Origin of the sequence: Spirillospora sp. NPDC052269, assembly GCF_040679435.1 — a bacterium.
GTDB lineage: Bacteria > Actinomycetota > Actinomycetes > Streptosporangiales > Streptosporangiaceae > Spirillospora.
In genome coordinates, this window is the sequence record NZ_JBFAUU010000002.1 from 335,913 (window position 1) to 362,492 (window position 26,580).

Here is a 26,580-nt window from a genome sequence, read left to right on the forward strand (position 1 = left end):
GCATCGCGTTAGCCAATGATTGCAGCGCGCCCGCCAAGGTCATTTGACACAATGGCCTGATCGGCGCGTCGCACCTGCCTTCGAGAGCGCCTCGAAATGCCATCCTGGAATGGTCGGCCACGCACGTGACGGTTTCTCGCCGTACGGGTGCGCGGCCCGCCGACCGACCATCCCCGCCACTACCGGGACGAGGATGTTCGGCGAGATGTGCGGACTTGTGCCGCACCCCGGCGGGCCCGCACGCGGACGGCTTGCCCGTCCGTACCGGGGACGGCGCCGCCGCAACTGGCGGAACCTTGACCGAACCGGGGAGAAAACCCCGGCCGGGATGATCGGTGACCTAACTCTCCAGTAGGGCGACAAAGCTCATTCCACAGAACTCGTAATTTTCCTTGCTAGTGCATATCGCCGCCCCCGGCACGCACTACAGTGAGGCGTTCAGAAATCACTGCCGTTGCGCCATTTCGCCGCGTCGGCACACGAAGGAGCATCGGGTGGAAACGAATCACAACTTCCTGCAGACGGGGGGTCAACCGGTCTCGGACCGGATGCGGGAGTTGCTCGCCCGTGCGGCGCAGGACCATGTCTACGAACAGCGTTCACAGGGACAGGTCCTGGACGAGATCCGGCAGCGCCTGGAGGGGATGGAGTGGTTGCTCCGCGAGGTGCGCGAGCGCGAGCTCAGCGGCCTCACCGGGCAGCTCGACAGCGTCCGCGGACAGGTCGACGACCTGTCCAGCAAGCCTCCGGAGTGGGCCGAGGGGCTCGCGGAGCACATCGAGGCGGTCGGCGAGCGGGTCAAGCCGGTCGCCGAACTGCCGGCGCTGTGGGCCGATGTCGGCGTGGTCGCCGAGAACGTCGACGAGGGCCTCACCCGCATGCAGGCCGTGCTCGACAACGCCCAGGACATGGCCGACGCCACCCGGCAGGCGACGCAACGCATCGAGGACATGGCCAAGCGGCTCGACAAGCTGCAAGGAAGCATGGAGGCCGCCTCCGTCCGCTTCAACCGGCTGGACAAGTCCCTCGCGGAGATGGGGCACCGGGCGGAGCGGCTGGAGCATTCCATCAACGGCGTGACCACCCGCGTCGACCAGTCCCTCGGTGAGATGGCCGATCGCGTCGAGCAGGGCCTGGAGGCCGTCAACGGCCGCGTCGAGGGCGTCGGAGGACGCCTCGACGGCCTGGACGGGCGGCTGGGCGGGCTCGACGGCCGGCTCGCCGGGCTGTCGGGCAAGCTCGAGGGCCTGGACGGCCGGTTCGAGGGCGTGGACGACCGGATCGACGGCGTCAACGAGCGGATCGGGCGGCTGCCCGCCACGCTGGAGACCGGCGAGCTGCACCGCAAGGTCGCCGAGCTGGTGCAGCGTCCGGTCATGGACCACAGCGACCGGTTCGACGCGCTGGAGAAGCACCTCGCCGACGCGGTCGACCCGCTGATCGAGGAGCTGCGCGCCCGGCCCGACCGGGACGAGGTGAAGGCGACCATGTCGCAGATCGCCAGGACGGCCTACAGCGACGTCGCCAAGCGGATGGACGAGTTCTCCCGGCGGTTCGAGAACGTCCACGAGGACGTCCGCGACCGGATCGAGGGCATCCACGAGGAGGTCACCCGCAAGGTCGACTCCGCGCTGCTGGAGTTCACCACCCAGGTCGACATCGTGTCCCGCCGGGTCGAGTCGGTGCACACCGACGTCACCAAGCAGGTCGAGTCCGTCCACAACGAGGTGTCGCGGCAGGTCAGCGGAGTGCACGACGACGTGTCCAAGCGGATCGACGACATCCACGAGGACGTCACCAAGCAGGTCGACTCGATCCACGAGGACGTGTCCCGCCGGGTCGGCGGCGTCCAGGAGGAGTTCACCCGCCGCGTCGACGGCGTCCAGGAGGAGGTCACGCGTCGCGCCGAGGCCGTGCAGGAGGCGCTGGGCCGCCGGTTCGAGGACGTCCAGGGCGAGGTCGGCCGCAAGGTCGACAACGTGCACGGCGACGTCACCAAGCAGATGACGGCGGTGCACGAGGACGTGCTCAAGCGGCTGTCCACGCTGGAGGAGACCATGCTCGCCCTGGCCGAGGCGCTGCTGCGCCCGCGCCGCGACGGGGGCAAGGACTGAGCAGCACCGCCGGGGGCGGGGTGTCCCGGACGCGCGGACGGACGGCGCGCGCGGCGACGCCCCGCCCCCGCGACGTGCGCGTCCTCACGTTCCGCCTTCGTCAAATCACCCTCGATACATGCCTGAATCCGTTTTCATGGATCTCGTGACCCGCTCCCCGGCCCTCGCCCCGGCCCTCAGCCTCTTCGTCGGCGCACCGCCGAGCACGGCCACCCTCGGCTGGGTGCGCGAGTGCTTCGGCCGGGGCGCCGAGATCCGCGCGATCCGGCCGCTGCCCGGCGGAACCGCGCACGCCAACCACGCACTGGTGGTGGAGAGCGGCTCGGGCAGCGAGCACCGGCTGGTGCTGCGCCGCTGGCTGCCGCGCGACCCGCTCGCGTCCGACGGGCCCGGCGCGGCCTTCGCCGACTGCGAGTACTCGCCCGAGCGCGAGATCGCCGCGCTGGCCCTGCTCGCCGCCTGCGAGATCCCGACGCCGTCGCTGGTCGCCGCAGACCCGGCGGGCGCGCACTGCGACGCGCCCGCGCTGCTGCTCACCCGGCTTCCCGGGCACCCGCCCCGGCCCGTCCCGGACGACCTGCCGGAGGTCCTGATCCAGCTGGCCGCGGCGCTGCTGCCGGTGCACGCGCTGCGCGGCGCGGCCTCGATGCCGCCGTACGTCCCGCGCAACCGGCCCGACCTGCGGCGTCCGCCGAAGCACGCGACGCGTCCGGAGCTGTGGGAGCGGGCGTGCGAGGTCGCGTCCGGGCCCGTGCCGGACGCGCCGTCCCGGTTCGTCCACCGCGACTACCACCCGGACAACACGCTGTGGTCGCGCGGCAGGCTCACCGGCGTCGTGGACTGGTCGGACGCGTCGTCCGGCCCGGCCGGCGTGGACGTCGGGCAGATGCGGCTGCGGCTCGCGCTGCGCTACGGCGTGGCCGTCGCCGACCGCTTCCGGGAGTGCTTCGACCAGGTCGCGGGCGGCCACGACCAGGACCCGTACTGGGACCTGGCCTGCGTGCTCGACCTGCTGCCCGAGGAGCCCGGACGCGTCCTGTCCGAAGGGGACGCGATCCGGGCCGAGACCTACCTTGCGACCCTGCTCTAGCGGGTCCCGCCCGGGTTCAGAGGGTGACGGTGTCGATCGGGAGGCTGGAGTCGGCGGGCAGGCCCAGGTCGGACGGGGCGAGCCCGTTCGCGACCAGCTCGGAGCCGAGCGCGGCGACCATCGCGCCGTTGTCGGTGCACAGCTTCGGCCGCGGCACCCGCAGGCGGACACCGGCGCGGTCGCAGCGCTCCTGCGCGAGCGCGCGCAGGCGCGAGTTCGCCGCCACGCCACCGCCGATGAGCAGGTCCTTGACGCCGTTGTCCTTGCAGACCTTGAGGGCCTTGTGGGTCAGCACGTCCACGACGGCCTCCTGGAAGGACGCGGCGACGTCGGCGACCGGGACCGGCTCCCCGGCCCGCTCCTTCGCCTCGACCCAGCGCGCCACGGCCGTCTTCAGGCCGGAGAACGAGAAGTCGTAGGTGCCGTCGGCGTACTTGCCGCGCGGGAACGCGATCGCCGCCGGGTCGCCCTCGCGGGCCATCCGGTCGATCACCGGGCCGCCGGGGAAGCCGAGGTCCAGCACCCGGGCGACCTTGTCGAACGCCTCGCCCGCCGCGTCGTCCACGGTGGTGCCGAGGGACCGGACGTCGGACGACACGTCCGGGACGAGCAGCAGCGACGAGTGCCCGCCGGACACCAGCATCGCCACGCACGGCTTCGGCAGCGGGCCGTGTTCGAGCTGGTCGACGCAGACGTGCGCGGCGAGGTGGTTCACGCCGTACAGCGGCTTGCCGAGCGACAGCGCGTACGCCTTGGCCGCCGCGACGCCGACCATCAGCGCGCCCGGCAGTCCCGGCCCGGCCGTCACCGCGAACGCGTCGATGTCCTTGAAGGTGACCCCGGCCTCCTCGAGCGCCCGCTCGACGGTCGGGGTCATCGCCTCCAGGTGCGCGCGCGAGGCGACCTCGGGCACGACCCCGCCGAAGCGGGCGTGCTGCTCGACGCTGGAGGCGATCGAGTCGGCCAGCAGCGTGTGCCCCCGGACGATCCCGACCCCGGTCTCGTCGCAGGACGTCTCGATCCCGAGCACCAGCGGCTCGGAGTCGCGGATCATGCTTCCTCCCTGGTGAAGCCGATCGGGCCCCTCTTCGGGCTCATCTCGCGGCACATCACGACCGCGTCCACGCCGGACGGCTGGTAGTAGCGCCTGCGCACCCCCACGCGGACGAACCCGAACCGCTCGTAGAGCCGCCGGGCGGGGTCGTTGTCGGCGCGGACCTCCAGGAACACCTGGCCGCTGCCGCGCCGGGACGCCTCGTCCAGCAGCTCGGTGAGCAGCGCCGCGCCGAGGCCGGAACCGCGCCGGTCCTCGCGGACGCCGATGGTCTGCACGTCGGCCTGGTCGGCCGCGGCGGCGAGCCCGGCGTAGCCGATGATCTCCCCCGAGTCCTCGGCGACCACGTAGTGGCGGGTGCGCGGCTGGTCGGCCAGCTCCTCGCGGAGCATCTCCTCGCTCCAGGCGTCCTCGGGGAACAGCGCCTGCTCGAGCACGTGGACGGCGGTCAGGTCGCCCTCGGTCATCCCGCGCAGCGCGGCGCTCACCGGGTCACCTTCTTGCGGGGGCCGGGCTCCTTGGCGTCCGGACGGCGCAGGTAGAGCGGCTCGGGCGGGAGCAGCGCGGGGCCGGGGCGTCCGGCCAGGCGCTCGACGGCGAGCTCGGCCATCGCGACGGCGGACGGCACGAGCGGGCCCCCGGCGTCGCCGAGGACCTCGGCGTACAGGCCCGCGCCCTCGCCGATGACCGGAAGGCCGGGCGCGTTCGCGCGGACGTCGGCGGCGGGGCCGACCGCGGGGTCGGTCACGCGGCGGGCGTAGGAGTCGTAGTGGGCCCAGTACACCTCGCGGCGGCGGGCGTCGGTGGCGACGGCGAAGGGCTCCTCACGGCGGGACTCCCAGGCGAGGGCGTCCAGCGTGCAGACGCCGTGGACGGGCACGCCGAGCGCCTTGCCCATCGCGTTCGCCGTGACCAGGCCGACGCGCAGGCCCGTGTAGGGGCCGGGGCCGACGCCCACGACGATCGCGGACAGGTCGGCGGGCGTCGCGCCCGCCTCGCCGAGGACCCGCGCGATCTCGGGGGTCAGCACCTCGGTGTGTCTGCGCGCGTCCATGGCCTCGACGGCGGCGCGGGGACGTGCTTCGCCCCCCGGCGTCCACTCGGTCAGCGCGACGGTGACGGCGGCGGTTGCGGTGTCGAAAGCCAGGACCAGCACGGACTGTAAGCGTAGTCGAGTGCGACCTGTGGTCAGGCTGATTCCCCGCCCGCCACGGCCTCGGGCGGCGGATCCGTGGCGGATCAGCCCTGGTTGAGGGCCTCGACGACGCTGCGGGCGGCGTCCCGGGCGCCGGTGAGCGCGGATTCCGTGGCGAGCGGGTCGCTGCCGTCCGAGCCGGAGTAGTGGACGGTGACCAGCACGTTCGAGACCCGGACGTTGGTGACGGCCGCGCCGGAGCCCTGGTCCTTGTCCACGCTGTAGACGACGTACGCCTCGTCGCCGAGCCCGTTCACCCGGCTCTTGTCGGTGATCTCCTGGCCGCCGAGCAGCGCCTTGCCGGACTCGTCGGCGGTCCGCTCGGACACGAAGGCGGCGCGGGCGGCGTCGGTCGGGCTCTGCGCCTGCGTCCCGGCGATCGCGCGCATCTCGACGCTGAGCTGCCGCTGGTCCTTGCCGCTGTAGACGCCCCAGACGCACTGGTTCTGGCGGTCGTTGGAGGCGTAGTTGTCGGCGGGGCCGCGCTCGGCGTGCGGCGCGAGCCGGTCGGCGATCCTGGTGTCGAGGAGGGTGCAGGCGTCCGGCACGGCGGTCTTCTCCGCCTTGGCCGCCGGGGTCCGGGCGGTGCTGCCGACGACCTGCCCGGTCGTGCCCCGGTCGTGGCCGCCGAGGCCGCTGGTGACCACGAACGCGGCGAGCGCGCAGGCCCCCGCCCCGGCCCCGATCCCGAGCAGCACGGCCGCGAGCCGCCTGCCCTTGCGGCGCTCCCGGACGACCCGGTGACTGCCGCTCCGCGTCCGGTACTCGCCGCTGCGGGGCCGATGCTCACCCGAACGACCGTCGTACTCGCCCGAACGACCCGCGTAGTCGCCGGAACGACCCGCGTACTCGCCAGAGCGGCCGGTGTAGTCGCCGGACCGGCCCGCGTACTCGCCAGAGCGGCCCGCGTAGCCGCCGGAACGGCCCGTGTACTCGCCAGACGGGCCCGCGTAGTCGCCGGAGCGGGCGTCGTACTGGCCGGCGTCGTACTGGCCCGTCCGTCCGCCGTGTTCGCCTGTGCGGGCGGCGTACTCGCTGGGAGGGGCCGCGTACTCGTTGGCGCGGGCGTCGTACTCGATGGACCGGCGGCCGTGCTCGTCCGGACGACCGGTGTACTCGCCGGAGCGGCCGCCGTGTTCACCGGAAGGAGCGGCGTACTCGCCCGTGGGTCGGCCGTACTCGCCGGGAAGGCCCTCTACGGGGCGGTGTCCGCCCGCGCGGGGCTCTCCGCTGAACGAGCGGTACTCCCCGCTGCGCGAGCCGCGGTGACCACCGCCGCGATGGTTGCCACTCACCGGATCCACTCCCGATCAGTAATCCAAATTGTCGGGTTTCGTCCGGCAAAGAGTACGACATGGATCGGGGCGGTGGTCGCCTTCCACTTACCTGAATTCGAACGTGGCCTGATCAGGCAAGATCATCGAGAACGGCCGCCCAGCGGCCGCCCACTCCGATGATCTTTACCGCGCGCTCTTCGGACGCCCCGGCGGGCCCCCGCGAAATGGTGATCTCCAAACGGTCCTCGGCGAGCCCCTCGGCCAGGCCCTCGCCCCATTCCACGATCGTCACCGACTCGTCGAGCGACGCGTCCAGGTCGAGGTCGTCCAGTTCGGCGAAACCGCCCAGCCGGTAGGCGTCCACGTGCACCAGGGACGGGCCGCCCGCCAGCGACGGGTGGACGCGCGCGATCACGAACGTCGGCGAGGTCACCGGCCCGCGGATCTTCAGGCCCTCGCCGATGCCCTGGGTCAGCGTCGTCTTGCCCGCGCCGAGGTCACCGGTCAGCACCAGCAGGTCGCCGGCGCGCAGCATCCCGCCCAGCCGGACGCCCAGCGCCCGCATGTCCTCGGACGTCGGCACCTCGATCACGATCGGCTCCCCCTCGTTCGTCATGCGCGGCGTCCCTCGTCCACGCGCCGCGCTCGCGGTTCGGGCGCGGCCACGCGCCGCGCCCGCGGTTCGTGCGGCGTGTTCATGCGCCGCGTTCCTCCGGGCCGGGCGGGACCCGGTCCACCAGGCGGCGCAGCGAGCCGGTCACCACGCCGGGGTACTCCAGCGGGAGCACGTGGCCCGCCTCGTCGACCTCGACGAGCTCGGCGTCCGGCAGCGCCTCGGCGATCCGGCGGCCGTGCGCGGCGGGGGTCAGCCGGTCCCGTCCGCCCGCCAGGACCAGCACCGGGACGCGCCCGACGGTCTTCAGCGCCGCCGCCTTGTCGTGCGCCATCAGCGCCGGGTAGTACTCGGCGATCACATCGATCGGGGTGGCCCGGATCATCTGCTCCAGGAAGTCGACCACGGTCGGGCTGACCCGCTTGTCAGCGAACGCCATGTGGCGGGTGACGACGAACGCCAGGTCAGCGCCGAGGCCGCGGGCCCGGTCCACCATTCTGGCCTGCCGGCCGAGCCCGCGCAGCGCGGTCGGCGCGATCGGCCGGACGACCTTGATCAGCGCCTGCGGCAGCCCGAGCGTCATCTCCTCGGCCAGGTCGCCGCCGGAGGTGTTGACCAGCATGACCCCGCGCACCCGGCACAGCGCGTCCGGGCCGTCCTCGAACAGCTCGGGGTGCCGCTCGGCCAGCGCCATGATCGACATACCGCCCATGGAGTGCCCGGCCAGGATCACCGGAGTGCCCGGACGGACCGTGGCGCGCAGCACCTCGTACAGGTCGGAACCGGTCTGCTCGACCGTCGCGCCGCCCGCCTCGCCGCGTCCGGACCGGCCGTGGCTGCGCTGGTCCCAGAAGACCATGCGCAGGCGCCGCCCGTCCGCCGGCCGGCCGGCCAGGTCGCGTCGCTGGTAGTGCCAGACGTCCTGGTTGAGCGTGTAGCCGTGGCAGAACACGACGGTCAGCGGCGCTTCGTCCGGGCCGTCCACCTCGACGTGCAGCGGCACGCCGTCGTCCGCGGTCACCGTCAGCGCGCGGCCTCGCAGCCCGCCGAACGGCTCGGCCGCGTCCGGGTCGGGACGCAGCCTGACCCGTCCGACCGCCAGGTGCCGGATGCCGACCGCGGCGCCCACCCCGGCCGCGCCGAGGCCCGCCACGGCCCCGGCCACGCCCATCCTGCGCTTGTGCTTCGCGTCCATTCCCCGTCGCCTCTACCCCGTCGCCTAGCTGAGCGCCGGGCCGCCCTCGTACACGCGCGGCACCCGGACGCCGATACGAGTGACGATCTCATAGGAAATGGTGTCCAGGGCCTCGGCCCAGTCCTGCGCGGTCGGCTCGCCGCGGTCGCCGGGGCCGAACAGGACGACCTCGTCGCCCGCCGCGATGACGTCGTCGCCGAGGTCGATCACGAACTGGTCCATGCAGACGCGCCCGGCGATCCTGCGGCGCCTGCCGCCCGCCAGGACGTCGATCACGTTCGAGCCATGCCGGGGGACCCCGTCGCCGTACCCGGCCGGGACGACCGCGAGGTTCGTCTCGCGGTCGGTCGTGTAGGTGTGCCCGTAGGACACGCCGCTGCCCGCCGGAACCCGCTTGACCAGGGACGTCGAGGCGGTCAGCGTCATCGCCGGGCGCAGGCCGAACGAGCCGAGCGACGGCACCGGGCTCAGCCCGTACGTCGCGATCCCGGGCCGGACGAGGTCGAACCGGGAGTCCGGCAGGGTGAGCGCGGCGGCCGAGTTCGCCAGGTGCCGGACCTCGGGCCGCACCCCGGCCTTCTCCGCCGCCTCGACCATGTCGGTGAAGGTGGTGAGCTGGCGCGGCACCGACGGGTGGTCGAGCTCGTCCGAGCAGGCGAAGTGCGACATGAGCCCGACCACGTTGACCAGGCCGGTCGCCTCGGCGGCGAGGGCCGCGTCGACCAGGGACGGCCAGTCCTCCGGGGTTGCCCCGCCGCGGGTCATGCCGGTGTCGGCCTTCAGGTGGACGCGGACGGGCCGTCCGGCGCGCTCGGCGGCGGCGGTCAGCTCGTCCAGCAGCCAGCGCGCGCCGACCGCGATGTCGAGCCGCTCGGTGACGGCACGCGTGTAATCCTCGCCGGGCACGGCCAGGCCGACCAGCACCGGGACGTCCCGCACCCCGGCGTCGCGGAGCCGCAGGCCCTCGTCGAGCTTGGCCACGCCGAGCCACGTCGCGCCGCCGGCCAGCGCCGCGCGCGCCGCCGGGACGAGCCCGTGCCCGTACGCCTCGGCCTTGACCATCGCCATAACCTCGGCCCCATCGGCCGCTTCGCGAATCAGGGCCACGTTGCCGCTGATCGCGTCGAGGTCGATGCGTGCCTGCGCAGGATTACTCATAGTCACCCCAGTGTGCCCGCCGCCGGTCGATGCCTCGTCCGGGGGCCCGTCTCCCTTGGATGCCGGAGTGATCCGTGTGGTTCGCGTCACTATGAGAGGGTCCGGAACGCGGCGGGCAGCGCGGTGATCACGTCGAACGCGCCGATCGGGGCCTCCCCGGCGTCCACCGAGGGGCCTCCCGCCGCCAGGCGCGCCGCGAGTCCGTGCAGGTACGCGCCCGCGGTGGCGGCGTCCAGGGTGGACAACCCGCCCGCCAGGATCGCGCCTGTCAGACCGGACAGGACGTCCCCGGTGCCCGCCGTCGCGAGCCAGGACGTCCCGGTCGGGTTCACCCGGACCGGACGGTCCAGCTCCGCGATCACCGTCGTCGACCCCTTGAGCAGCACCGTCGCGTCCAGCTCGGCCGCGGCCGCGCGGACGAACTCCAGCCGCCGGGCCTCGATGTCCCCGCGGTCCGCGGCCAGGAGCCGGGCCAGCTCCCCCGCGTGCGGCGTCAGCAGGGTCGGCGCGTCCCGGGTCAGCAGATCACGCCGCCGCGCCAGGACGGTCAGCCCGTCGGCGTCGACCAGGACGGGCAGTTCGGTCGACAGGACGGCCTGGAGCAGCCCCTCGGCGTCCTCGCCGGTGCCGAGCCCCGGCCCGACCACCCACGCCTGCACCCGGCCGATCTTGTCCAGCGCCTTCTCACCGGGCTCGATCACCGTGGTCACGGCCTCCGGCCAGCGCTGACGCACCAGCTCGACGGCATGCCGCACCGACGCGAACCGGACCATTCCGGCTCCCCCGTGCACCGCCCCGCCCGCCGCCAGCACCGCCGCCCCGGTGAACTCCTCGCCACCTGCGAGGATGCCGACCACGCCGCGCCGGTACTTGTCCGACTCGGGACCTGGGACGGGCGGCCGGACGTCCTCGGCGGCCGGGGAGACGGCGTCCGGATCGTCCAGGTACGGCCCGAGACCGATGTCGACGAGCTCGACGACCCCGCAGTGCGAAGCCCCGGGATCGACCAGCAGGCCCGGCTTGAGCGTCCCGAACGTGACGGTCACGTCCGCCCGGACGGCGGCGCCCTCGACCCGCCCGGACGACGCGTCCACGCCGCTGGGCACGTCACAGGCCACCACGATCCCGCCCGAACCGGACGCCGCCCGCGCCAGCGACGCGTGCGGCTCCCGAAGCCCCCCGGACCCGCCGATCCCGGTCAGGCCGTCGATCACCAGGTCGGCCGCCCGGACCGCCTCGTCCGCGTCCGCGAGCTCGATCATCCGCCCGCCCGCGGCCCGCAGGTCGGCGAGCCCCTCCCGGTGGAGCCGGGACCCGGCCGCCACCGCCCGCACCCGCGCCCCGCGCCGGGCCAGCCGCGCGCCCGCGTACAACGCGTCCCCGCCGTTGTCGCCGGACCCGACGAGCACCACGACGTCCGCGCCGTACACCCGGCCCAGCAGCCCTGCGCACACCCGCGCCAGCCCGGCCGCCGCGCGCTGCATCAGCGCCCCCTCGGGCAGCCGCGCCATCAGCGCGCCCTCGGCGGCCCGCACCTTACCGACCTCGTGCGCGTATCTCACCCCGGCCCCTTTCCGCGATCATTTCCTCCAGGGTGCCACGCGACCTTCGGCTTGACGGGTGCGCCCTGACGAGTCAATGGTGTAGCAACGCACGATTCGGTGAAAGTTTCACCCCCATTGACGCCAGGAAGATCCACCTGAACGCAAAGCCAGTAAGAGCCCTCACACGTTGACGTGTCCTCCCCAAGGAACGCACATTGCATAGGGCACACTTCGCTGAGTAACTCGCGCTGGTCGGGAGGCGACCGGAGACATGACGACGTCTCGCGGTTCAGCGGGTGCCATGAGCCCCTTCCGAGGACCGACCGTCCGGCAGCGCCGGCTGGCGGCCGAGCTTCGTCGGCTGCGTGAGGAGAGGGGGCTGACGGGCGACGACGTCGCAGCGCGGCTGTCCTGGTCCACAGCCAAGGTCAGCCGGATCGAGAACGCGCGCACCAGCACCAGGATCAGCGACGTCCGGAAGCTCACCCAGCTGTACCAGATCGACCTCTCCCACCATGCGGAGTTGCTCGCCCTCGCCCACGACGCGGCACAGAAGGGCTGGTGGGAGGGATATCGGGAGCTGCCCGGTGCGTACACGCAGTTCATCGCGATGGAGGACGAGGCGACCCGCATCGTCCACTGGGAGACCTATCTGGTCCCGGGGCTGCTGCAGACCGAGGACTTCGCCAGGTCGGTGATGGGCGGAGCGCGGTCCTACGACCCCGCGCCGCCACGCGAGATCGAACGCCGGATCGAGGTCCGGATGCGCCGGCAGCAGATCCTCTTCCGAGAAACGCCCATCCAGTATTCGGTGCTGCTCGACGAGTCCGTCCTGCAGCGGCTGGTCGGCGACCCGGCCACGATGCACGGCCAGCTCCGGCATCTGCTCGACGTCTCCGAACTTCCGCACGTGGACCTGCGCGTCATCCGGCTGGACGTCCTCCACACGATCGTGGAGGGGGCCTTCCAGCTCATGGAGTACGAGCCGGTCTGGGACATCGTGTTCCCGGACGTCGTCTACGTCGGAGCCCTGACGGACAACCAGGTCATCGACGAGAAGCTGGCCTTCATGTACCGGCTCGCCTTCGAGGGGATGACGCGGTTCGCCTCGTCTCCCGGTGAGTCGCGCGACCTGATCACGAGGATCGCGGACCGTTGGCGGCGCCCGTGAGAAAGGTCTGAGGTAATCCCGTTGGACAACCGGCCCATCGAGCGAGCCGTCCGGTGGACGAGGAGTTCCCGTTGCAGCGCCAGCGGCGCCTGCGTGGAAGTGGCGGAACTCCCGAACCACCTGGTCGGCGCACGCGACGCCCGCATCGGCGACGCCAGCCCTGTCCTCCGCCTCTCGGCCGAGGAATGGCACGCACTCCTGACCGACATCCGCGAAGGCGCACTGGACCTACCGGCGTGACGCCCGCCTGACACAAGCCGTGCGGCGGGACGGCCGACCGTCGCCCCGCCGTATGGCCCACCGCGCAACCACCAAGCCCAACCCGACCGCAGCGCTACCGTCCGCCGCGCCGAGTCTCCGGCGCCGCCGTGTGCTCCCGGACATGCGACCGCCCGCCGGCCTGGTGGGAGCGGCGGGCGGGCGGGTGTCGGAGGTGGTTACTCGACGGTTACGGACTTGGCGAGGTTGCGGGGCTGGTCGACGTCGTGGCCCTTGGCGGTGGCCAGCTCGCAGGCGAAGACCTGGAGCGGGACGGTGGTGACCAGGGGCTGGAAGAGGGTGGGGACGGCCGGGACGCCGATCAGGGTGTCGGCGTAGGGCTCGACGGAGGTGTCGCCCTCCTCGGCGATGACGATGGTGCGGGCGCCGCGGGCGCGGATCTCCTGGATGTTGGAGACGATCTTGTCGTGCAGGACGACGCGGGAGCGCGGCGGGACGACGACGATGACCGGGAGGCCCGGCTCGATCAGGGCGATCGGGCCGTGCTTGAGCTCGCCGGCGGCGAAGCCCTCGGCGTGCATGTAGGCGAGTTCCTTGAGCTTCAGGGCGCCCTCGAGGGCGACCGGGAAGCCGACGTGGCGGCCGAGGAACAGGACGGACTTCTCGCCGGCGAGGGAGCGGGCCAGCTCGCGGACGGGCTCCATGGTGCCGAGGACCTCGTCCACCTTCTCCGGCATCTTGGCCAGGAGCTGGATCATCGCGAAGACCTCGTCGCCGAACTTGGTGCCGCGCACCTGGGCGATGTAGAGGGCGATGAGGTAGACGGCGACGAGCTGGGTGAGGAAGGCCTTGGTCGAGGCGACCGCGATCTCCGGGCCCGCGTGCGTGTAGAGGACGCCGTCGCACTCGCGGGGCAGGGTCGAGCCGTTCACGTTGCAGATGCCGAGGAGCTTGGCGTGCTGCTCGCGGGCGTGCCGGACGGCCATCAGGGCGTCCATCGTCTCGCCCGACTGGGAGATGGCGATCACCAGCGTGGAGCGGGACAGGATCGGGTCGCGGTAGCGGAACTCGCTGGCCAGCTCCACCTCGCAGGGCAGCCCGGCCCAGTGCTCGATGGCGTACTTGGCGATCAGGCCCGCGTGGTAGGACGTGCCGCAGGCGACGATGATGATCTTGTCGACCTCGCGCAGCTCCTGGTCGGAGATGCGCATCTCGTCCAGGGTGAGGCGGCCGTCGGCGCCGATCCGGCCGAGCAGGGTGTCGGCGACCGCGCGCGGCTGCTCGGCGATCTCCTTGAGCATGAAGTAGTCGTAGCCGCCCTTCTCGGCGGCCGAGACGTCCCAGTCCACGTGGTACGCCTTGGTCTCGGCCGGACGGCCCTGGAAGTCGGTGACCGTCACGCCGGACTTGCGCAGCTCGACGACCTGGTCCTGGCCGAGCTCGATGGCGTCGCGGGTATGCGCGATGAACGCGGAGACGTCGCTGGCGAGGAAGTTCTCGCCCTCGCCGACGCCGACGACCAGCGGCGAGTTGCGGCGCGCGCCGACCACCAGGTCGTCGTCGCCCGAGTGCACCGCGACCAGCGTGAACGCGCCCTCCAGGCGGCCGCACACGCGGCGCATGGCCTCGGCGAGGTCGCCGGTGGTCTTGAGCGCGTCCTCCAGCAGGTGCGCGACGGCCTCGGTGTCGGTGTCGGAGCGCAGCTTGTGGCCGGCCTCCTCCAGCTCGGACCGGAGCGCCGCGAAGTTCTCGATGATCCCGTTGTGGATGACCGCGACCTCGCCCGCGCAGTCGGTGTGCGGGTGCGCGTTGCGGTCGTTCGGCGCGCCGTGCGTGGCCCAGCGGGTGTGGCCCATGCCGAGCGTCCCGGCCGGGAGCGGCTCCTCAGCCAGCGCCTCGCGGAGGTTGACCAGCTTGCCCGCCCGCTTGGCGGTGGCGAGGCCCCCGTCCGCGAGCACGGCCACCCCGGCCGAGTCGTAGCCGCGGTACTCGAGCCTCGCCAGACCCTCGACCACGACGTCCAGTGCCGGCCTGTCGCCGACGTAACCCACGATTCCGCACATGGCGGCCAGCCTATTCGGTCTCGATCGGGGCGCGGCCGCCCGGACTAGACCGGCCCTGGTGGATCGGCACACCCCCCGGACCAGTACCGTTGGCGCTTGTGCCCAGCCCATACGTCGAACTGAACCGCGCGCAATGGCGGGCGCTGCGGGCCTCCACCCCACTCACCCTCACCCTGGACGAGCTGGACGAGCTGCGCGGCGTCCGGGACCCCATCGACATCACCGAGGTCGAAGAGGTCTACCTGCCGCTCTCCCGCCTGCTCAACCTGTTCTTCGTGGCCCGCGGCGGGACCCGGGACACGGTCAGCGGGTTCCTCGGCGAGACCGTCCCGCCGACCCCGTTCGTGATCGGCGTGGCGGGCTCGGTCGCGGTGGGCAAGTCCACCACGTCCCGGCTGCTGCGGACGCTGCTGGCGCGGTGGCCCGAGCACCCCCGTGTGGAACTCGTCACCACGGACAGCTTCCTGTACCCGAACGCCGTTCTGGCCGACCGCGGGCTGATGGAGCGCAAGGGCTTCCCGGAGTCCTACGACCGCCGGGCGCTGGTGAGATTCGTCCAGTCGGTGAAGTCGGGCGAGTCGCGGGTGGACATCCCCATCTACTCCCACCTCGAGTACGACATCGTGCCGAAGGCCCGGCAGACCGTGGAACGTCCGGACATCCTGATCGTCGAGGGCCTGAACGTCCTGCAGGCCCCGCCGCCCGGCGGCCTCGGCGTCTCGGACTACTTCGACTTCTCGATCTACGTGGACGCCAAGGTCGAGGACATACGGCGCTGGTACATCGACCGGCTCCTCGCCCTCCGCCGGACGGCCTTCACCGACCCCCGCTCCTACTTCCGCGAGTACGCCAAGCTCAGCGAGCAGCAGGCCGAGGACTTCGCGATCGGCGTCTGGGGCTCGATCAACGAGCCCAACCTGGTCGAGAACATCCTCCCGACCCGCGGCCGCGCGACCCTCGTCCTGCACAAGAGCCGCGACCACTCCATCAACCGCGTCCGCCTCCGCCGCATCTAGCCGATCGTCCGGATCACTCGGCGCTGGCGACGGTGAGGGAGCGGAGGCGGACGGAGGCCAGGACCGTGGAGGCCAGGGTGACGACCACCAGGAGGATGGCCGCGGTCGGCAGGGAGACGGCGGACTTGACCGTGGACGCGTCGGTCAGCGAGTCGGTGACCGACAGGGCCCACTGCAGGATGGACGCCTTCTTCGCGCCGGGCGCGAAGTTGCCGAAGAGGCTCTCCCAGACCAGGGCGTAGAGCAGGCCGATCGTCACGGCGTTGCGGCTCATGACGCCGAGCGCCACGAAGACCGAGGCGTAGGCCACGCCACCGGCCAGGACGCCGACGGTGAACGCCGGGGTGATGCCCGCCGGCGCGCCCAGGATCAGCCCGGCCAGCAGGGTCGGGACGGCCGCGAACAGCGCGACCAGGACGATCGCCACGGCCAGCTTCGTCAGGATGACGACCTGGCGCGGGATCGGCTTGGTCAGGATGTACATGATCTGACCGTCGTCGATCTCCGGGCCGATCACGCCGGTGCCCGCGATCAGCGCCAGCAGCGGCAGCACCGCGCCGAGCGCGAACTTCTGCAGGACGTCCGTGTCGACCTGCAGGTCGTTGGTGTTGGTCAGCCGCAGGATCAGCGCCAGCAGCAGCAGGACGCCCGGCAGCACGAACAGCAGCAGCGCCCGCCGCCGGCCGAGCATCGACCGGAACGTGATCATCGCGATCGTGGAGTTCATCGAAGAACCTCCGAGAAGACCCTGACCTCAAGGCCAGGGGAGAAACGGATCCCCTGAAGATCGGGGAAGGAGACCGGCCCCCGCTTCGCATGACGAAGATCGGTCGGTCGGCAACCGTCCGGCACGCTTTCGCCACTACGTTCGACCATGTGCCGTACGCTCGGCACATGTCGCGCTACCGACTGTTTCCAACGTCCCGGCAAGAGAAAGTTCTGCTCTCGCATTGCGCGCACGCCCGGTACGTGTGGAACCTGGCGGTCGAGCAGCACGGCTTCTGGTCCCGCTCCCGAGGCAGGGCCCCCGGTTACAACGAGCAGTCGCGACAGTTGACCGAGGCACGTGCCGAGTTCGACTGGCTTCGAGCCGGGTCCCAGACAGTGCAGCAGCAGGCCCTGCGCGACTACGCCCAGGCAATGACGAATTTCTTCGCCGGAACGCACCGACGACCCTCCTGGCGAAAGCGGGGGGTTCACGAGGGATTTCGGCAGGTGGGAGTGAAGCCGCGTCAGGTCACGCGCCTCTCGCGCAAGTGGTGCGCCGTGCTGGTGCCCAAGTGCGGATGGGTCAGGTTCCGCCTGTCGCGGCCGGTACCGAGTGGAGCGAAGTCCTATCGGGTCACACGTGACCGCGCCGGGCGCTGGCATGTGGCGTTCGTGAAGGTTCCCAGCCCGCTCCCCGGGCCCGGAAACGGCACGGTGGTCGGAGTGGACCGGGGTATCGCGGTCAGCGCCGCCCTGTCCACCGGGGCCCTCCTGCACCTCCCGGGCCTCACCTCTGGGGGAAAGCGCCGTCTGAGGTTGTTGACCCGTCGCCTGGGGCGGGCCAAACGGGGCTCCGGCCGACGGACCGCCCTCAAGAACGCGCTCGCTCGGCTCAAGGCGCGCGAAGCCGACCGCCGCAGGAACTGGGTGGAACAAACCAGCACACATATCGCGCGGTCGTTCGAGGTGATCGGCGTTGAGGACCTCGACATCAGGAGTATGACCCGATCGGCGAAGGGCACAACCGCACGGCCGGGCCGCGGCATCGCCGCCAAATCCGGACTGAACCGGGGCATCCTCGCAGCCGGCTGGGGCGGACTGGTGCAGCGGTTGGAACACAAGGCCCCCGGCCGCGTATACAAGATCAACCCCGCGTACACCTCGCAACGTTGTTCGGCGTGCGGGATCAGGGACCGGAAGGCGCGCGAGAGCCAAGCGCGGTTCCGGTGCCGATCCTGCGGCATCGCGTCCAACGCCGATGTGAACGCGGCACGCAACATCGCACGCCAAGCAAGGCTGGCGTGGACGGCGGCCGGACCGGCCGTTGCTGCACGGGGACGCTCCGGAACGCCGGGGCGGACGAACCGTGAACCACAACCTGTCCTCCCTCCGGGGGGCACTGGTCGAAATCCCCTCGTTGTCCCGGGGGGAGGAGGTCAACGGGCCACCAGGTAGGAGAAGACGGATTCCAGGGACTCGTCGGCCGGGACGACCTCCCAGAGCCGGACGCCCGCGTCCTTGGCGAGCCGGGGCAGCAGCCAGGTGAACCGGCCGAAGTCGGACGCCTCGACCGACAGGCCCTCCGGGGTCAGCTCGACGCCGCGGGCCGAGCCGTCGGCGATGATCGCGGCGGCGAGCGCGCGGTCGTCGCCGGAGCGGACCCGGAACCGGTGCGGACGGTCGGTCATCAGCCGCCGGATCTCGCGGAAGTCGCCGGACGCGGCGTGCCGGCCCGCGATGATCACCTCGATGTGCCCGGCGAGCCGCTCGACCTCCTCCAGGATGTGCGAGGAGAACAGGATCGTCCGGCCCTCGGCGGCCATCCGGCGGATCAGGTCCATCAGATGGAGGCGCTGGCGCGGGTCCATGCCGTTGAACGGCTCGTCCAGCAGCAGCACGGGCGGGTCGTGGACCAGCGCGGACGCCATCTTGATCCGCTGCTTCATGCCCTTGGAGTAGGTGCCGATCGTCCGGTCGGCGGCCTGGTCCATCTCGACCTCGGCGATCGCGCGGGCGGCCGCCTTGCCCGGTTCGGCCAGCTTGTGCAGCTTGGCCATGGCCAGGATGAACTGCTTGCCGGTCAGGAAGTCGTAGGCGCTCTCGCGCTCCGGGACCAGGCCGAGCTTGGGGTAGATGCCCGGGTTCTGCCAGATCGGCTCGTCGTCCAGGGTCACCGAGCCGGACGACGGCGACAGGAACCCGCCCATCATGTGGATCAGCGTCGACTTGCCCGCGCCGTTCGGCCCGAGCAGCCCGGTCACGCCGGGGCCGATGGTCATGGTCACGCCGTTGACAGCCACCACGTTGCCGTACCAGCGGGACACGTCCCGCAGCCTGATCTCGGTCACGACAGGCCCGCCTTCCGGAACCGCGCGTACAGGACGGCGACCGCGCCGAGCACGATCGCGACGCACACCGCCAGGGCGGCGAGGCCGCCACCGGCGCCGGGCGGAGCGGAGACGGCCGACAGCTTCCCGCCGAGCAGCCGGTACGACACGGCGTCCACCAGGCTGTACGGGGTGAGCAGGCCGAGCCAGCCGGACAGCGTCCAGTGCCCGGTCCGCTCGGTGATCCCCTGCAGGATCGACACCAGCGCCCCGGAGATCAGCAGCACGGCGATCACGGCCGCCACGCCGAATCCGCGGCGTGGCGTGAACGCGGCGACGACCAGCCCGAGCGCGCCGAGGACGAGCGACAGCAGCAGGCACGCGGCGAGCCCGCCGAGGTAGTGCAGCAGCTGCTTGCCCGAGTCCGGCACCTGGGTGACCAGGCCGCCGACGTACAGCACGGTGACCGGGACCGCGGTGAGCGCGAACAGCGCGGTCGTGAACGCCGCGAGCTTGGCGAGGACGATGTCCAGGTGCCCGACCGGTCGCGAGAAGTACAGCGGGACGGAGTGGAACCGGATCTCCCGGGACGCCAGCACCGGCGCCTGCGTCGCCACGAAGATCGAGATGATCAGCTGGAGCATGAACTGGTAGCGCGTGTACGGGAACAGCGCCTCGGGCCGCTTGGCGATCGCGACCACCGCGATGTCGCCGACGGCGGGCAGCAGCATGATCCCCACGAGGATGAACGGCATGACCTTGGCACGCGCCGGACGCCCCAGCCCGTAGGCGGCGCGCAGGTTGTGCACGAACAACGACCGTGTCACGTAGGCGCGGCCGAGCCGCTTGCCCTCGTAGTGCCGGTAGCCGATGTCATGGATGGTGCTGACGTTCACTGGGCGCCTCCCCTCAGATCCTCGGCGGACGATCCGGTCATCCTCGCCACGGCGGGCGGCCCCGGAACGGGCTGCTGGGCGATCGAGAAGATCTCCTCGATGTGGTGGCGGCGCTGCTCCATCCGGACGAGCCGCAGCTCGAGCTCGGCGGCTCCGTCCCGGACGAGGTCGTAGACGGATTCGTCGCCGATGTCGATCACCAGCTGCCGTCCCTCGGGACGGACGGCGACCTGGCGCTCGTGCAGCCAGCGGCCGAGATCGTCGCGGCCCTCGTCCACCTCCACGACCAGCATGCCGCTGGCCTCGGTGTACGCCTCGACGGCCTGCGAGCGCAGCAGTTTCCCGCCGTCGATCACGATCACGTGGTCGCAGACCCGCTCCAGCTCGCCGAGCATGTGCGAGGTGACCAGGACGCTGATCCCGAAGTCGGTCCCGATCCGGCGGATCAGGCCGAGCATCTCGTCGCGTCCGGCCGGGTCGAGGCCGTTGGTCGGCTCGTCCAGGAACACCAGGCGCGGGTCGTGCACCAGCGCCTGGGCCAGCTTGACGCGCTGCCGCATGCCCGTGGAGTAGCCGCCGATCGGCCGGTAGCGCTCCTCGTACAGCCCGACGTGCCGCAGCGTGTCGGCGGCGCGCTCGCGGGCGGCGGTCGGAGGCAGCCCGCACATCCGGGCCATGTGGACGACGAACTCGGTGGCCGAGACGTCCGGCGGAAGGCACTCGTACTCAGGCATGAACCCGACCAGGCGCCGGATCTGGTCGCCCTGCCGGGCGATGTCCAGACCGAGCACCTCCGCGCCGCCGGCGGACGGCGGCAGCAGGCCCAGCAGGATCTTGATGAGGGTCGACTTCCCGGCCCCGTTGGCGCCCACGAGACCGACCACGCCCGCGGGCGCCGCGAGCGTCAGGTCGTCGAGCGCGGTCACCCTCGGAAACCTCATCGAGAGGCCCCGGGTCGCGATGATCGGCGGCATACCCAGAACTTAGCGGCATTCCATGTGTTAGTCGTCACCCCACGGGAGTAGGCCGTTCGGCCTATCCCCCAAGCGGCGTACTACCCAGGACCACCCCGCCCGCTGCCACTCCGGAACCACACCTACTCGCGGACGCGCCGTCGGCTTCCCACCCATGACCACACCGTCCGCTGCACCAGCAGTGTGAGCACGCCCGCGACGAGCATCCCCGCGAGGTTGAGCGCGAGCTGCAGGATCGATCCGTCGATCTGGCTGCCGTGCTTCAGCGCGAGGGCGACCGCGAGGTTCCCCGCCGCCGGGACGGTCGTGACCGAGATGAACACCCCGACCAGCGCGGACGACTTGCCCGCCGTCATGGACAGCACCCCGGCCGCGCCCGCGAGCACCGCGACGATGAACGACCAGCGGTCCGGGCTGTAGATGAACGCCGTGGCCGGACGCTCGGCCGGCAACCGGCTGATGTCGATCACGCCGGTCCACCGCCCGACCACCGCGCACACATAGGTGATCGCGATCGCGACGGCGAACCCCACGGTGAGCGTCCAGGCGGCGCCGCGGATGCGCCCCCAGTTCCGGGTGACCAGGCCGTAGCAGATCGCCGCCACCGAGGAGAACTCCGGCCCGAGCACCATCGCGCCGACCACCAGGATCGCCGAGTCGGTGATCGCGGCGATCCCCGCGAGCTGCGTGGCGAGCGTGAGGAAGGTCAGATAGGACCAGGTCAGCCGGGCCCCCTCGGCCGTCTGCCGGTCCAGCTCCTCCCAGACGACCGCGTCGTCGCCCGCGCCGGGCGCCCGCCGCTCCGCCTCGTCCGCGGTCTCCGACAGCGACAGGTCGATCTTCTCGACGGCGATCGAGCCGTCCCTGTCGACGCCGAGCTCCCGCAGCGCGTCCAGGATCTCGTTGGCGGCCTCCCGGGCCACGTCGGCCGTGACCACGTCGCCTTCCGGGCTGCGCGCCGCGCCCGGCAGCACCACGACGTTCGTGACGCCGACGTGCGCGGCCAGCGCCGCGCACACCGCGTCCGTACGGCCGGCCGGGACGATCGATCTCAGGTGCAACACACGCACCATCGTCCCGCACCCGGCAGGGCGCCCTGATCGGCAGCCCTGATCAGCACCCGAGGCGGACGGTCAGCTCTCGGTGATCTCCAGGCGGCCGACCTTGAGGTGGGCGATCTCGACGACCCCGGCCTCGAGGTGGCCGATCACGGCCCGCTTGACCACCAGACGCCCGATGGCGACGGCCCCGATGGCCAGGGCGCCGACGGCGGCGGACCCCAGGGCCAGGGAGCCCAGGCCGTTCAGCGGCCTGAGCGTGGCGCCGGTCGCGGACGCGCCGGTCACCTCGGCCCCGACGGCGCGAGCGCCGATCCCGCGCTCGGTGCGGACGTGCGGACGCTCCCCGCCCCGTTCCTCTTCCCGCTGCTCGCCGGGCTTGTTCTCGTCAGGCTGGGTCATGGGGCCAGCCTAGGTGAGGCCCGCGCGAGGCCTCACCCGGGCCTGGAACACCGATCCGAACGCCTCGACCAAGAGCAGGGGCCGCCCTCCGATCAAGGCCGCGCGACCCCTTGCGGGCGCTAGCCGAGAGCGCTGCGGACGACCTCGGCGAGACGCTCGGCCACGCCGCGGGCCTGGTCCTCGGACGCGGCCTCGACCATGACGCGGACCATGGGCTCGGTGCCGCTCGGCCGGATCAGGACCCGTCCGGACGCGCCGAGCTCGGCCTCCGCCTCGGCGATCGCCGCCGACAGCTCGGGCGACGACCCCGCGCGGTCCTTGTCCACGCCCCGGACGTTGATCAGCACCTGCGGCAGCCGGGTCATGGCCTTGGCCAGCTCGTCCAGCGGACGGCCGAGCCGGGCCATCGCGGCGAGCAGGTGCAGGCCGGTCAGCACGCCGTCGCCGGTGGTGGCGTGGTCCAGCATGATCACGTGGCCGGACTGCTCGCCGCCGAAGTTGAACCCGCGCTCCTTCATCGCCTCCAGGACGTAGCGGTCGCCGACGGCGGTCTCCACGACCGTCAGGCCCGCCTCGCGCATGGCCAGCTTGAAGCCCAGGTTGGACATCACGGTGGCGACGACGGTGTCGTCGGCGAGCCGTCCGGCCTCGCGGAGGTCCAGCGCCAGGATCGCCATGATCTGGTCGCCGTCCACCTCGTCGCCGCCCGCGGTGACGGCCAGGCAGCGGTCGGCGTCGCCGTCGTTGGCGATGCCCGCGTCCGCGCCGTGCTCGCGGACGGCCGCCTTCAGCGCGTCCAGGTGGGTGGAGCCGACGCCGGCGTTGATGTTCAGGCCGTCCGGCGCGGCGCCGATGGTGATCACCTCGGCCCCGGCGCGGCGCAGCGCCTCGGGCGCCACCTCGCAGGACGCGCCGTGGGCGCAGTCCACCACGACCTTCAGGCCGTCCAGCGACACCGGCAGCGTGCTCAGCAGGTGCGCGACGTACTGCTCGACCGCGCCGTGCGCCTCGCGGACGCGGCCGACGCCCGAGCCGGTCGGCGGCTCCCAGTCCTGGCCGAGGGTCGCCTCGATCCGGTCCTCGATGTCGTCGGCCAGCTTGAAGCCGCTGCGGTCGAAGAACTTGATCCCGTTGTCCGGGGCCGGGTTGTGCGAGGCCGACAGCATCACGCCGAGGTCGGCGTCCAGCGCGTGGGTGAGGTGCGCCACGGCCGGGGTCGGCAGGACGCCCAGCCGCAGCACGTCCACCCCGGCGCTGGCGAGGCCCGCGACGACGGCGGCCTCCAGGAACTCGCCCGAGGCGCGCGGGTCACGGCCCACCACCGCCACCGGACGGTGACCGGTGAAGGCCCCGGCCTCGCCGAGGACCCTCGCCGCCGCGACCGACAGGTCCATGGCGAGCGGCGCGGTGAGATCGCGGTTGGCGAGCCCGCGCACTCCGTCGGTTCCGAACAGACGACCCACGATCAACTCCTAGCTCGACCGGGCGCGGAAACCCCGAACCCCGCGCGCCGGCACGCTCAATGTAGTCCGCGATGGCGTGCGCGCCCGGATTGCGGTGCGCGCCCCGACCGTCCCCGTGAAATGCGAACGAGCCGCCGCGCCCGCGGACGCCGCCCGACCCCGCGCAGAGGGGGGTCGGCGGCGTGCCACACGGAACGCGGCGGCTCGATCGGAACGCTTAGCGCTTGCTGTACTGCGGCGCCTTGCGGGCCTTCTTGAGACCGGCCTTCTTACGCTCGGTCGCCCGCGCGTCACGGGTGAGGAACCCGGCCTTCTTCAGCGCCGGGCGGTGCTCGATGTTGGCGAACTGGAGCGCCCGGGAGATGCCGAGGAGCAGAGCGCCGGCCTGGCCGGTGGTGCCACCGCCGTTGACCCGGCAGATCACGTCGAACTGGTTCTCCAGACCCAGCAGCACGAACGGCGAGTTCACGATCTGCTGGTGGACCTTGTTCGGGAAGTACTGGTCCAGGGTGCGGCCGTTGATGGTCCACTTGCCCGAGCCCGGGACGATGCGGACGCGCGCGATGGCCTCCTTGCGGCGGCCGGTGGCGGCCGCGGGGCCGGTGGCGACGGGCTGGCCCAGGAAGCCGGCCTCGGCCTCGGGGGTCTCCGTCGAGTACTCGGACGGCGCGTCCTCGTACGAGTCGTACTCGACGCCCTCGGCGGGCGTCTCAATGCCGGTCTCGGACACTGTTCTCCTCATGAAGTCTTCTAGCCAGGGCGGCTGGCCCGCGATGTCACGGGTGCCCCGGCGGCCACGGATCGTCGTGCGCACCCGAGGGCGCGCGGGGTCTTACTTCTTGATGATCTGAGAGACCTGGGAGATCTCGAACGGAACCGGCTTCTGCGCGGCGTGCGGGTGGTTCGGGCCTGCGTAGACCTTCACCTTGCCGAGCATCTGACGGCCGAGGGTGTTCTTGGGCAGCATGCCCTTGATCGCCTTCTCGACGGCCTTCTGCGGGTGCTTCGCGAGCAGGTCCGCGTAGGACATCGAGCGGAGGCCGCCCGGGTACCCCGAGTGCCGGTAGGCGCGCTTGTCCTGGAGCTTGTTGCCCGAAAGCGCGACCTTGTCGGCGTTGATGATGATGACGAAGTCACCGGTGTCGAGGTGCGGCGCGTAGATCGCCTTGTGCTTACCCCGGAGCAGCTGCGCGGCCTGGCTCGCGAGCCGGCCCAGCACGACGTCGGTCGCGTCGATGACATGCCACTGACGCTGGACGTCAGCGGGCTTAGGCGTGTACGTGCGCACGGTCGTAGACCTTCGTTTCTAGTCGACTGGCGGTTGATCTCGCCCGGACCCCGCGGATCGCGGGACGGGCGTGCCGCGCGGTTGTGATCGCCGCCCGCCCATGAGGTCGGGCACGCAATACAGCGACTGGGCAGCATATCCAGCCGCGCGGGCACGGGTCAAAGCGTGGCCGCTACACGGTGCTCACGCTGCGCTCTCACATGCTCGTGCGTCAACCGCCGACGGCTACTTTCCCGGCCATCCTCCAGTATGCACCATCCCGCGCCGTGCCCCGACCCCGTCCCGGCCCGCTCCCGCCCCCTCGGGGAGATCATCCGGAAGGCGATCCACGACTAATGCCCCATATATGGATAAGGTGCCGCCCGTCCGGTAACCCTCGCCGGCAGCGCGCCGGCCCGGCCCCCAGGAGCTCACGATGCGCCCTCCCCGCCGCGCCTCCCGCTCGTCCCGTCCCCGAGATCCCCGGGCGGGCGACCCCCACCGGGACGGTCCCGGACGCCACGCGTCCGGCGGCCCCACGCCAGGTTCCCCGTTCCCTGGCAATCCCGGCCCCGTCCCTGGGAACGGGGCCTTTCCCCCGCCCGAGCCGTACGGCCCCGGCCCGTCCCATGGCGGTGACCCGGCCCGGTTCGCCCCTCCCTCGGGCCCGCGGCCGCTGGAGCACGAGCGGCACCGTCCGACCGCCGCCGAGGCCCCGCAGGCCCACGGCTTCGGACCGGGTGACGCCGACCGCGCGATGGACGCCACAAGGGCCTACGTCCCCGAGGAGGGCGACCGGCTCGCCTACTCCCCCACCGGACGCACCCAGTACATCCCCGCAAGCCCTGCGGGCCCCGGCGGACCCGACGCCCCGGGCAGCCCGGGCGGCCCTGGAGGCCCCGGTGGACGCGACTTCTGGAGCTCCCCGCCCGGCGGCGGCCCGAGCCGCAGGCGCCGGACGCCGCTGATCATCGCGGGCGCGGCCGGGGCGATGGCCCTGGTCGTCGGCGCGGGCGTCGCCGTGAGCCGGCTCACCTCGGACGACGGCAAGCGCAAGCCGACCGCGGCCGCGGCCCCGGACGGCGCGACCGGCGGCCAGGGCGGCGCCCAGCCGGACGCCACTCCCAGCGACACCCCGTCCCGGACGCCGTCCAAGACCCCCAGCAGCACGCCCAAGGCCAAGCCGAGCTCGAAGAAGCCCAGCTCGAAGCCCACCTCCAGCAAGCCCGGCGGGACGTCCGGCGGCGGCTCGGGCTCGTCCCCCCGCAGGTCGGGCAGCGGCGGCGGCTCCGGATCGGGATCAGGCTCGGGATCCGGTGGGAACGGCGGCTCAGGCTCCGGCTCCGGCGGCGGAGGAAGCGCGACCGCGTCCGAGGCGGCCGTCTTCCAGCTCACCAACAAGCAGCGCGCGAAGGCGGGATGCTCCCCGCTGCGGCTGGACGCGCGCCTCACCCGCGCCGCCCGCCTGCACTCGCAGGACATGGCCGCGCACAACTACTTCAGCCACGACTCCCAGAACGGCGACAGCCCGTGGGACCGGATCGCCCGGCAGGGCTACTCCCAGCCGGGCGCGGAGAACATCGCCAAGGGCTACTCGGACGCCGCGTCGGTCATGAAGGGCTGGATGAACAGCCCCGGGCACCGCGCCAACATCCTGAACTGCGGCCTGAAGGCCCTCGGCGTCGGCCGCGCGGACGGCTCCGGAGGCACCCTCTGGACGCAGGACTTCGGCTGGAAGTGAGCCTTTCCGGACGCCGCGTGAGCTTCCCGAAATCG

General features: G+C 72.2%; 25 protein-coding genes. 7 read left to right on the plus strand and 18 right to left on the minus strand.

What is annotated here, in order from left to right; all coding sequences use genetic code 11:
• The first annotated feature begins 494 nt into the window (after positions 1-494).
• On the plus strand, positions 495-2,114 hold the full coding sequence (locus tag AB0L06_RS04905; protein WP_500229591.1) for an apolipoprotein A-IV repeat region-like domain-containing protein: 1,620 nt from the start codon (positions 495-497) through the stop codon (positions 2,112-2,114).
• Positions 2,115-2,232: 118 nt separating this feature from the next.
• On the plus strand, positions 2,233-3,204 hold the full coding sequence (locus tag AB0L06_RS04910; RefSeq protein WP_500229592.1) for a phosphotransferase family protein: 972 nt from the start codon (positions 2,233-2,235) through the stop codon (positions 3,202-3,204).
• Positions 3,205-3,220: 16 nt separating this feature from the next.
• On the opposite strand, the gene tsaD is transcribed toward AB0L06_RS04910, so the two are convergent.
• From tsaD to AB0L06_RS04950, 8 genes are all read right to left on the minus strand, one after another.
• The gene (gene tsaD, locus AB0L06_RS04915) at positions 3,221-4,258 is read right to left on the minus strand and encodes a tRNA (adenosine(37)-N6)-threonylcarbamoyltransferase complex transferase subunit TsaD (RefSeq protein WP_500229593.1); all 1,038 of its coding nucleotides are present in this window, start codon (positions 4,256-4,258) and stop codon (positions 3,221-3,223) included.
• Positions 4,255-4,725 (minus strand): ribosomal protein S18-alanine N-acetyltransferase, encoded by a 471-nt coding sequence (gene rimI / locus AB0L06_RS04920; RefSeq protein ID WP_500229871.1) that lies wholly within the window; start codon positions 4,723-4,725, stop codon positions 4,255-4,257. The genes tsaD and rimI overlap by 4 nt, the downstream gene beginning before the upstream one ends.
• Before the next feature lie 17 nt (positions 4,726-4,742).
• Entirely contained in the window at positions 4,743-5,414 is a 672-nt protein-coding gene (gene tsaB, locus AB0L06_RS04925; protein WP_500229594.1) for a tRNA (adenosine(37)-N6)-threonylcarbamoyltransferase complex dimerization subunit type 1 TsaB, read from the minus strand.
• A gap of 83 nt (positions 5,415-5,497) precedes the next feature.
• Complete coding sequence (locus tag AB0L06_RS04930; protein WP_500229595.1) at positions 5,498-6,748, minus strand: hypothetical protein; 1,251 nt, start codon at positions 6,746-6,748, stop codon at positions 5,498-5,500.
• A gap of 112 nt (positions 6,749-6,860) precedes the next feature.
• Positions 6,861-7,346 carry a tRNA (adenosine(37)-N6)-threonylcarbamoyltransferase complex ATPase subunit type 1 TsaE gene (tsaE, locus tag AB0L06_RS04935; RefSeq protein ID WP_500229596.1) on the minus strand — a complete coding sequence of 162 codons (486 nt, stop codon included), beginning with the start codon at positions 7,344-7,346 and terminating at the stop codon, positions 6,861-6,863.
• Positions 7,347-7,425: 79 nt separating this feature from the next.
• A complete protein-coding gene (locus tag AB0L06_RS04940; protein WP_500229597.1) occupies positions 7,426-8,538 on the minus strand; it encodes an alpha/beta fold hydrolase in 1,113 nt (370 codons plus the stop codon).
• 24 nt (positions 8,539-8,562) lie between these two features.
• Positions 8,563-9,696: an alanine racemase gene (gene alr / locus AB0L06_RS04945; RefSeq protein ID WP_500229598.1), complete on the minus strand. Its 1,134-nt coding sequence runs from the start codon at positions 9,694-9,696 to the stop codon at positions 8,563-8,565.
• An 89-nt stretch (positions 9,697-9,785) separates the two neighbouring features.
• Positions 9,786-11,258, minus strand: coding sequence for an NAD(P)H-hydrate dehydratase (locus AB0L06_RS04950; protein WP_500229599.1), 1,473 nt, complete (start codon positions 11,256-11,258; stop codon positions 9,786-9,788).
• Positions 11,259-11,541: 283 nt separating this feature from the next.
• Between AB0L06_RS04950 and AB0L06_RS04955 the strand changes: the two genes are divergently transcribed.
• Positions 11,542-12,411 (plus strand): helix-turn-helix domain-containing protein, encoded by an 870-nt coding sequence (locus AB0L06_RS04955; protein WP_500229600.1) that lies wholly within the window; start codon positions 11,542-11,544, stop codon positions 12,409-12,411.
• 21 nt (positions 12,412-12,432) lie between these two features.
• Positions 12,433-12,651: a DUF397 domain-containing protein gene (locus tag AB0L06_RS04960; RefSeq protein ID WP_500229601.1), complete on the plus strand. Its 219-nt coding sequence runs from the start codon at positions 12,433-12,435 to the stop codon at positions 12,649-12,651.
• Positions 12,652-12,848: 197 nt separating this feature from the next.
• On the opposite strand, the gene glmS is transcribed toward AB0L06_RS04960, so the two are convergent.
• Positions 12,849-14,693 carry a glutamine--fructose-6-phosphate transaminase (isomerizing) gene (glmS, locus tag AB0L06_RS04965; RefSeq protein ID WP_500229602.1) on the minus strand — a complete coding sequence of 615 codons (1,845 nt, stop codon included), beginning with the start codon at positions 14,691-14,693 and terminating at the stop codon, positions 12,849-12,851.
• 98 nt (positions 14,694-14,791) lie between these two features.
• Between glmS and coaA the strand changes: the two genes are divergently transcribed.
• Positions 14,792-15,709: a type I pantothenate kinase gene (coaA, locus tag AB0L06_RS04970; protein ID WP_500229603.1), complete on the plus strand. Its 918-nt coding sequence runs from the start codon at positions 14,792-14,794 to the stop codon at positions 15,707-15,709.
• A gap of 13 nt (positions 15,710-15,722) precedes the next feature.
• Here coaA and AB0L06_RS04975 read toward each other — a convergent pair whose 3' ends face one another.
• The gene (locus tag AB0L06_RS04975) at positions 15,723-16,436 is read right to left on the minus strand and encodes an ABC transporter permease (RefSeq protein WP_500229604.1); all 714 of its coding nucleotides are present in this window, start codon (positions 16,434-16,436) and stop codon (positions 15,723-15,725) included.
• A gap of 167 nt (positions 16,437-16,603) precedes the next feature.
• On the opposite strand from AB0L06_RS04975, the gene AB0L06_RS04980 reads away from it, so the two are divergent.
• A complete protein-coding gene (locus AB0L06_RS04980) occupies positions 16,604-17,872 on the plus strand; it encodes an RNA-guided endonuclease InsQ/TnpB family protein (RefSeq protein ID WP_500229605.1) in 1,269 nt (422 codons plus the stop codon).
• On the opposite strand, the gene AB0L06_RS04985 is transcribed toward AB0L06_RS04980, so the two are convergent.
• From AB0L06_RS04985 to rplM, 8 genes are all read right to left on the minus strand, one after another.
• Positions 17,854-18,765 (minus strand): ABC transporter ATP-binding protein, encoded by a 912-nt coding sequence (locus tag AB0L06_RS04985; protein WP_500229606.1) that lies wholly within the window; start codon positions 18,763-18,765, stop codon positions 17,854-17,856. The genes AB0L06_RS04980 and AB0L06_RS04985 overlap by 19 nt on opposite strands.
• Positions 18,762-19,640: an ABC transporter permease gene (locus AB0L06_RS04990; protein WP_500229607.1), complete on the minus strand. Its 879-nt coding sequence runs from the start codon at positions 19,638-19,640 to the stop codon at positions 18,762-18,764. The genes AB0L06_RS04985 and AB0L06_RS04990 overlap by 4 nt, the downstream gene beginning before the upstream one ends.
• Positions 19,637-20,566: an ABC transporter ATP-binding protein gene (locus AB0L06_RS04995; protein WP_500229608.1), complete on the minus strand. Its 930-nt coding sequence runs from the start codon at positions 20,564-20,566 to the stop codon at positions 19,637-19,639. Before AB0L06_RS04995 ends, AB0L06_RS04990 begins: the two co-directional genes overlap by 4 nt.
• Positions 20,567-20,736: 170 nt before the next feature.
• Positions 20,737-21,678 carry a DUF389 domain-containing protein gene (locus AB0L06_RS05000; RefSeq protein WP_500229609.1) on the minus strand — a complete coding sequence of 314 codons (942 nt, stop codon included), beginning with the start codon at positions 21,676-21,678 and terminating at the stop codon, positions 20,737-20,739.
• Positions 21,679-21,747: 69 nt separating this feature from the next.
• Positions 21,748-22,074, minus strand: coding sequence for a hypothetical protein (locus tag AB0L06_RS05005; protein ID WP_500229610.1), 327 nt, complete (start codon positions 22,072-22,074; stop codon positions 21,748-21,750).
• Positions 22,075-22,193: 119 nt separating this feature from the next.
• A complete protein-coding gene (glmM, locus tag AB0L06_RS05010) occupies positions 22,194-23,537 on the minus strand; it encodes a phosphoglucosamine mutase (RefSeq protein ID WP_500229611.1) in 1,344 nt (447 codons plus the stop codon).
• Between the two features lie 217 nt (positions 23,538-23,754).
• A complete protein-coding gene (gene rpsI / locus AB0L06_RS05015) occupies positions 23,755-24,279 on the minus strand; it encodes a 30S ribosomal protein S9 (protein ID WP_500229612.1) in 525 nt (174 codons plus the stop codon).
• A 90-nt stretch (positions 24,280-24,369) separates the two neighbouring features.
• Positions 24,370-24,825 (minus strand): 50S ribosomal protein L13, encoded by a 456-nt coding sequence (rplM, locus tag AB0L06_RS05020; RefSeq protein ID WP_500229613.1) that lies wholly within the window; start codon positions 24,823-24,825, stop codon positions 24,370-24,372.
• Positions 24,826-25,240: 415 nt separating this feature from the next.
• On the opposite strand from rplM, the gene AB0L06_RS05025 reads away from it, so the two are divergent.
• Positions 25,241-26,545 carry a CAP domain-containing protein gene (locus AB0L06_RS05025; protein WP_500229614.1) on the plus strand — a complete coding sequence of 435 codons (1,305 nt, stop codon included), beginning with the start codon at positions 25,241-25,243 and terminating at the stop codon, positions 26,543-26,545.
• Positions 26,546-26,580: the final 35 nt, after the last annotated feature.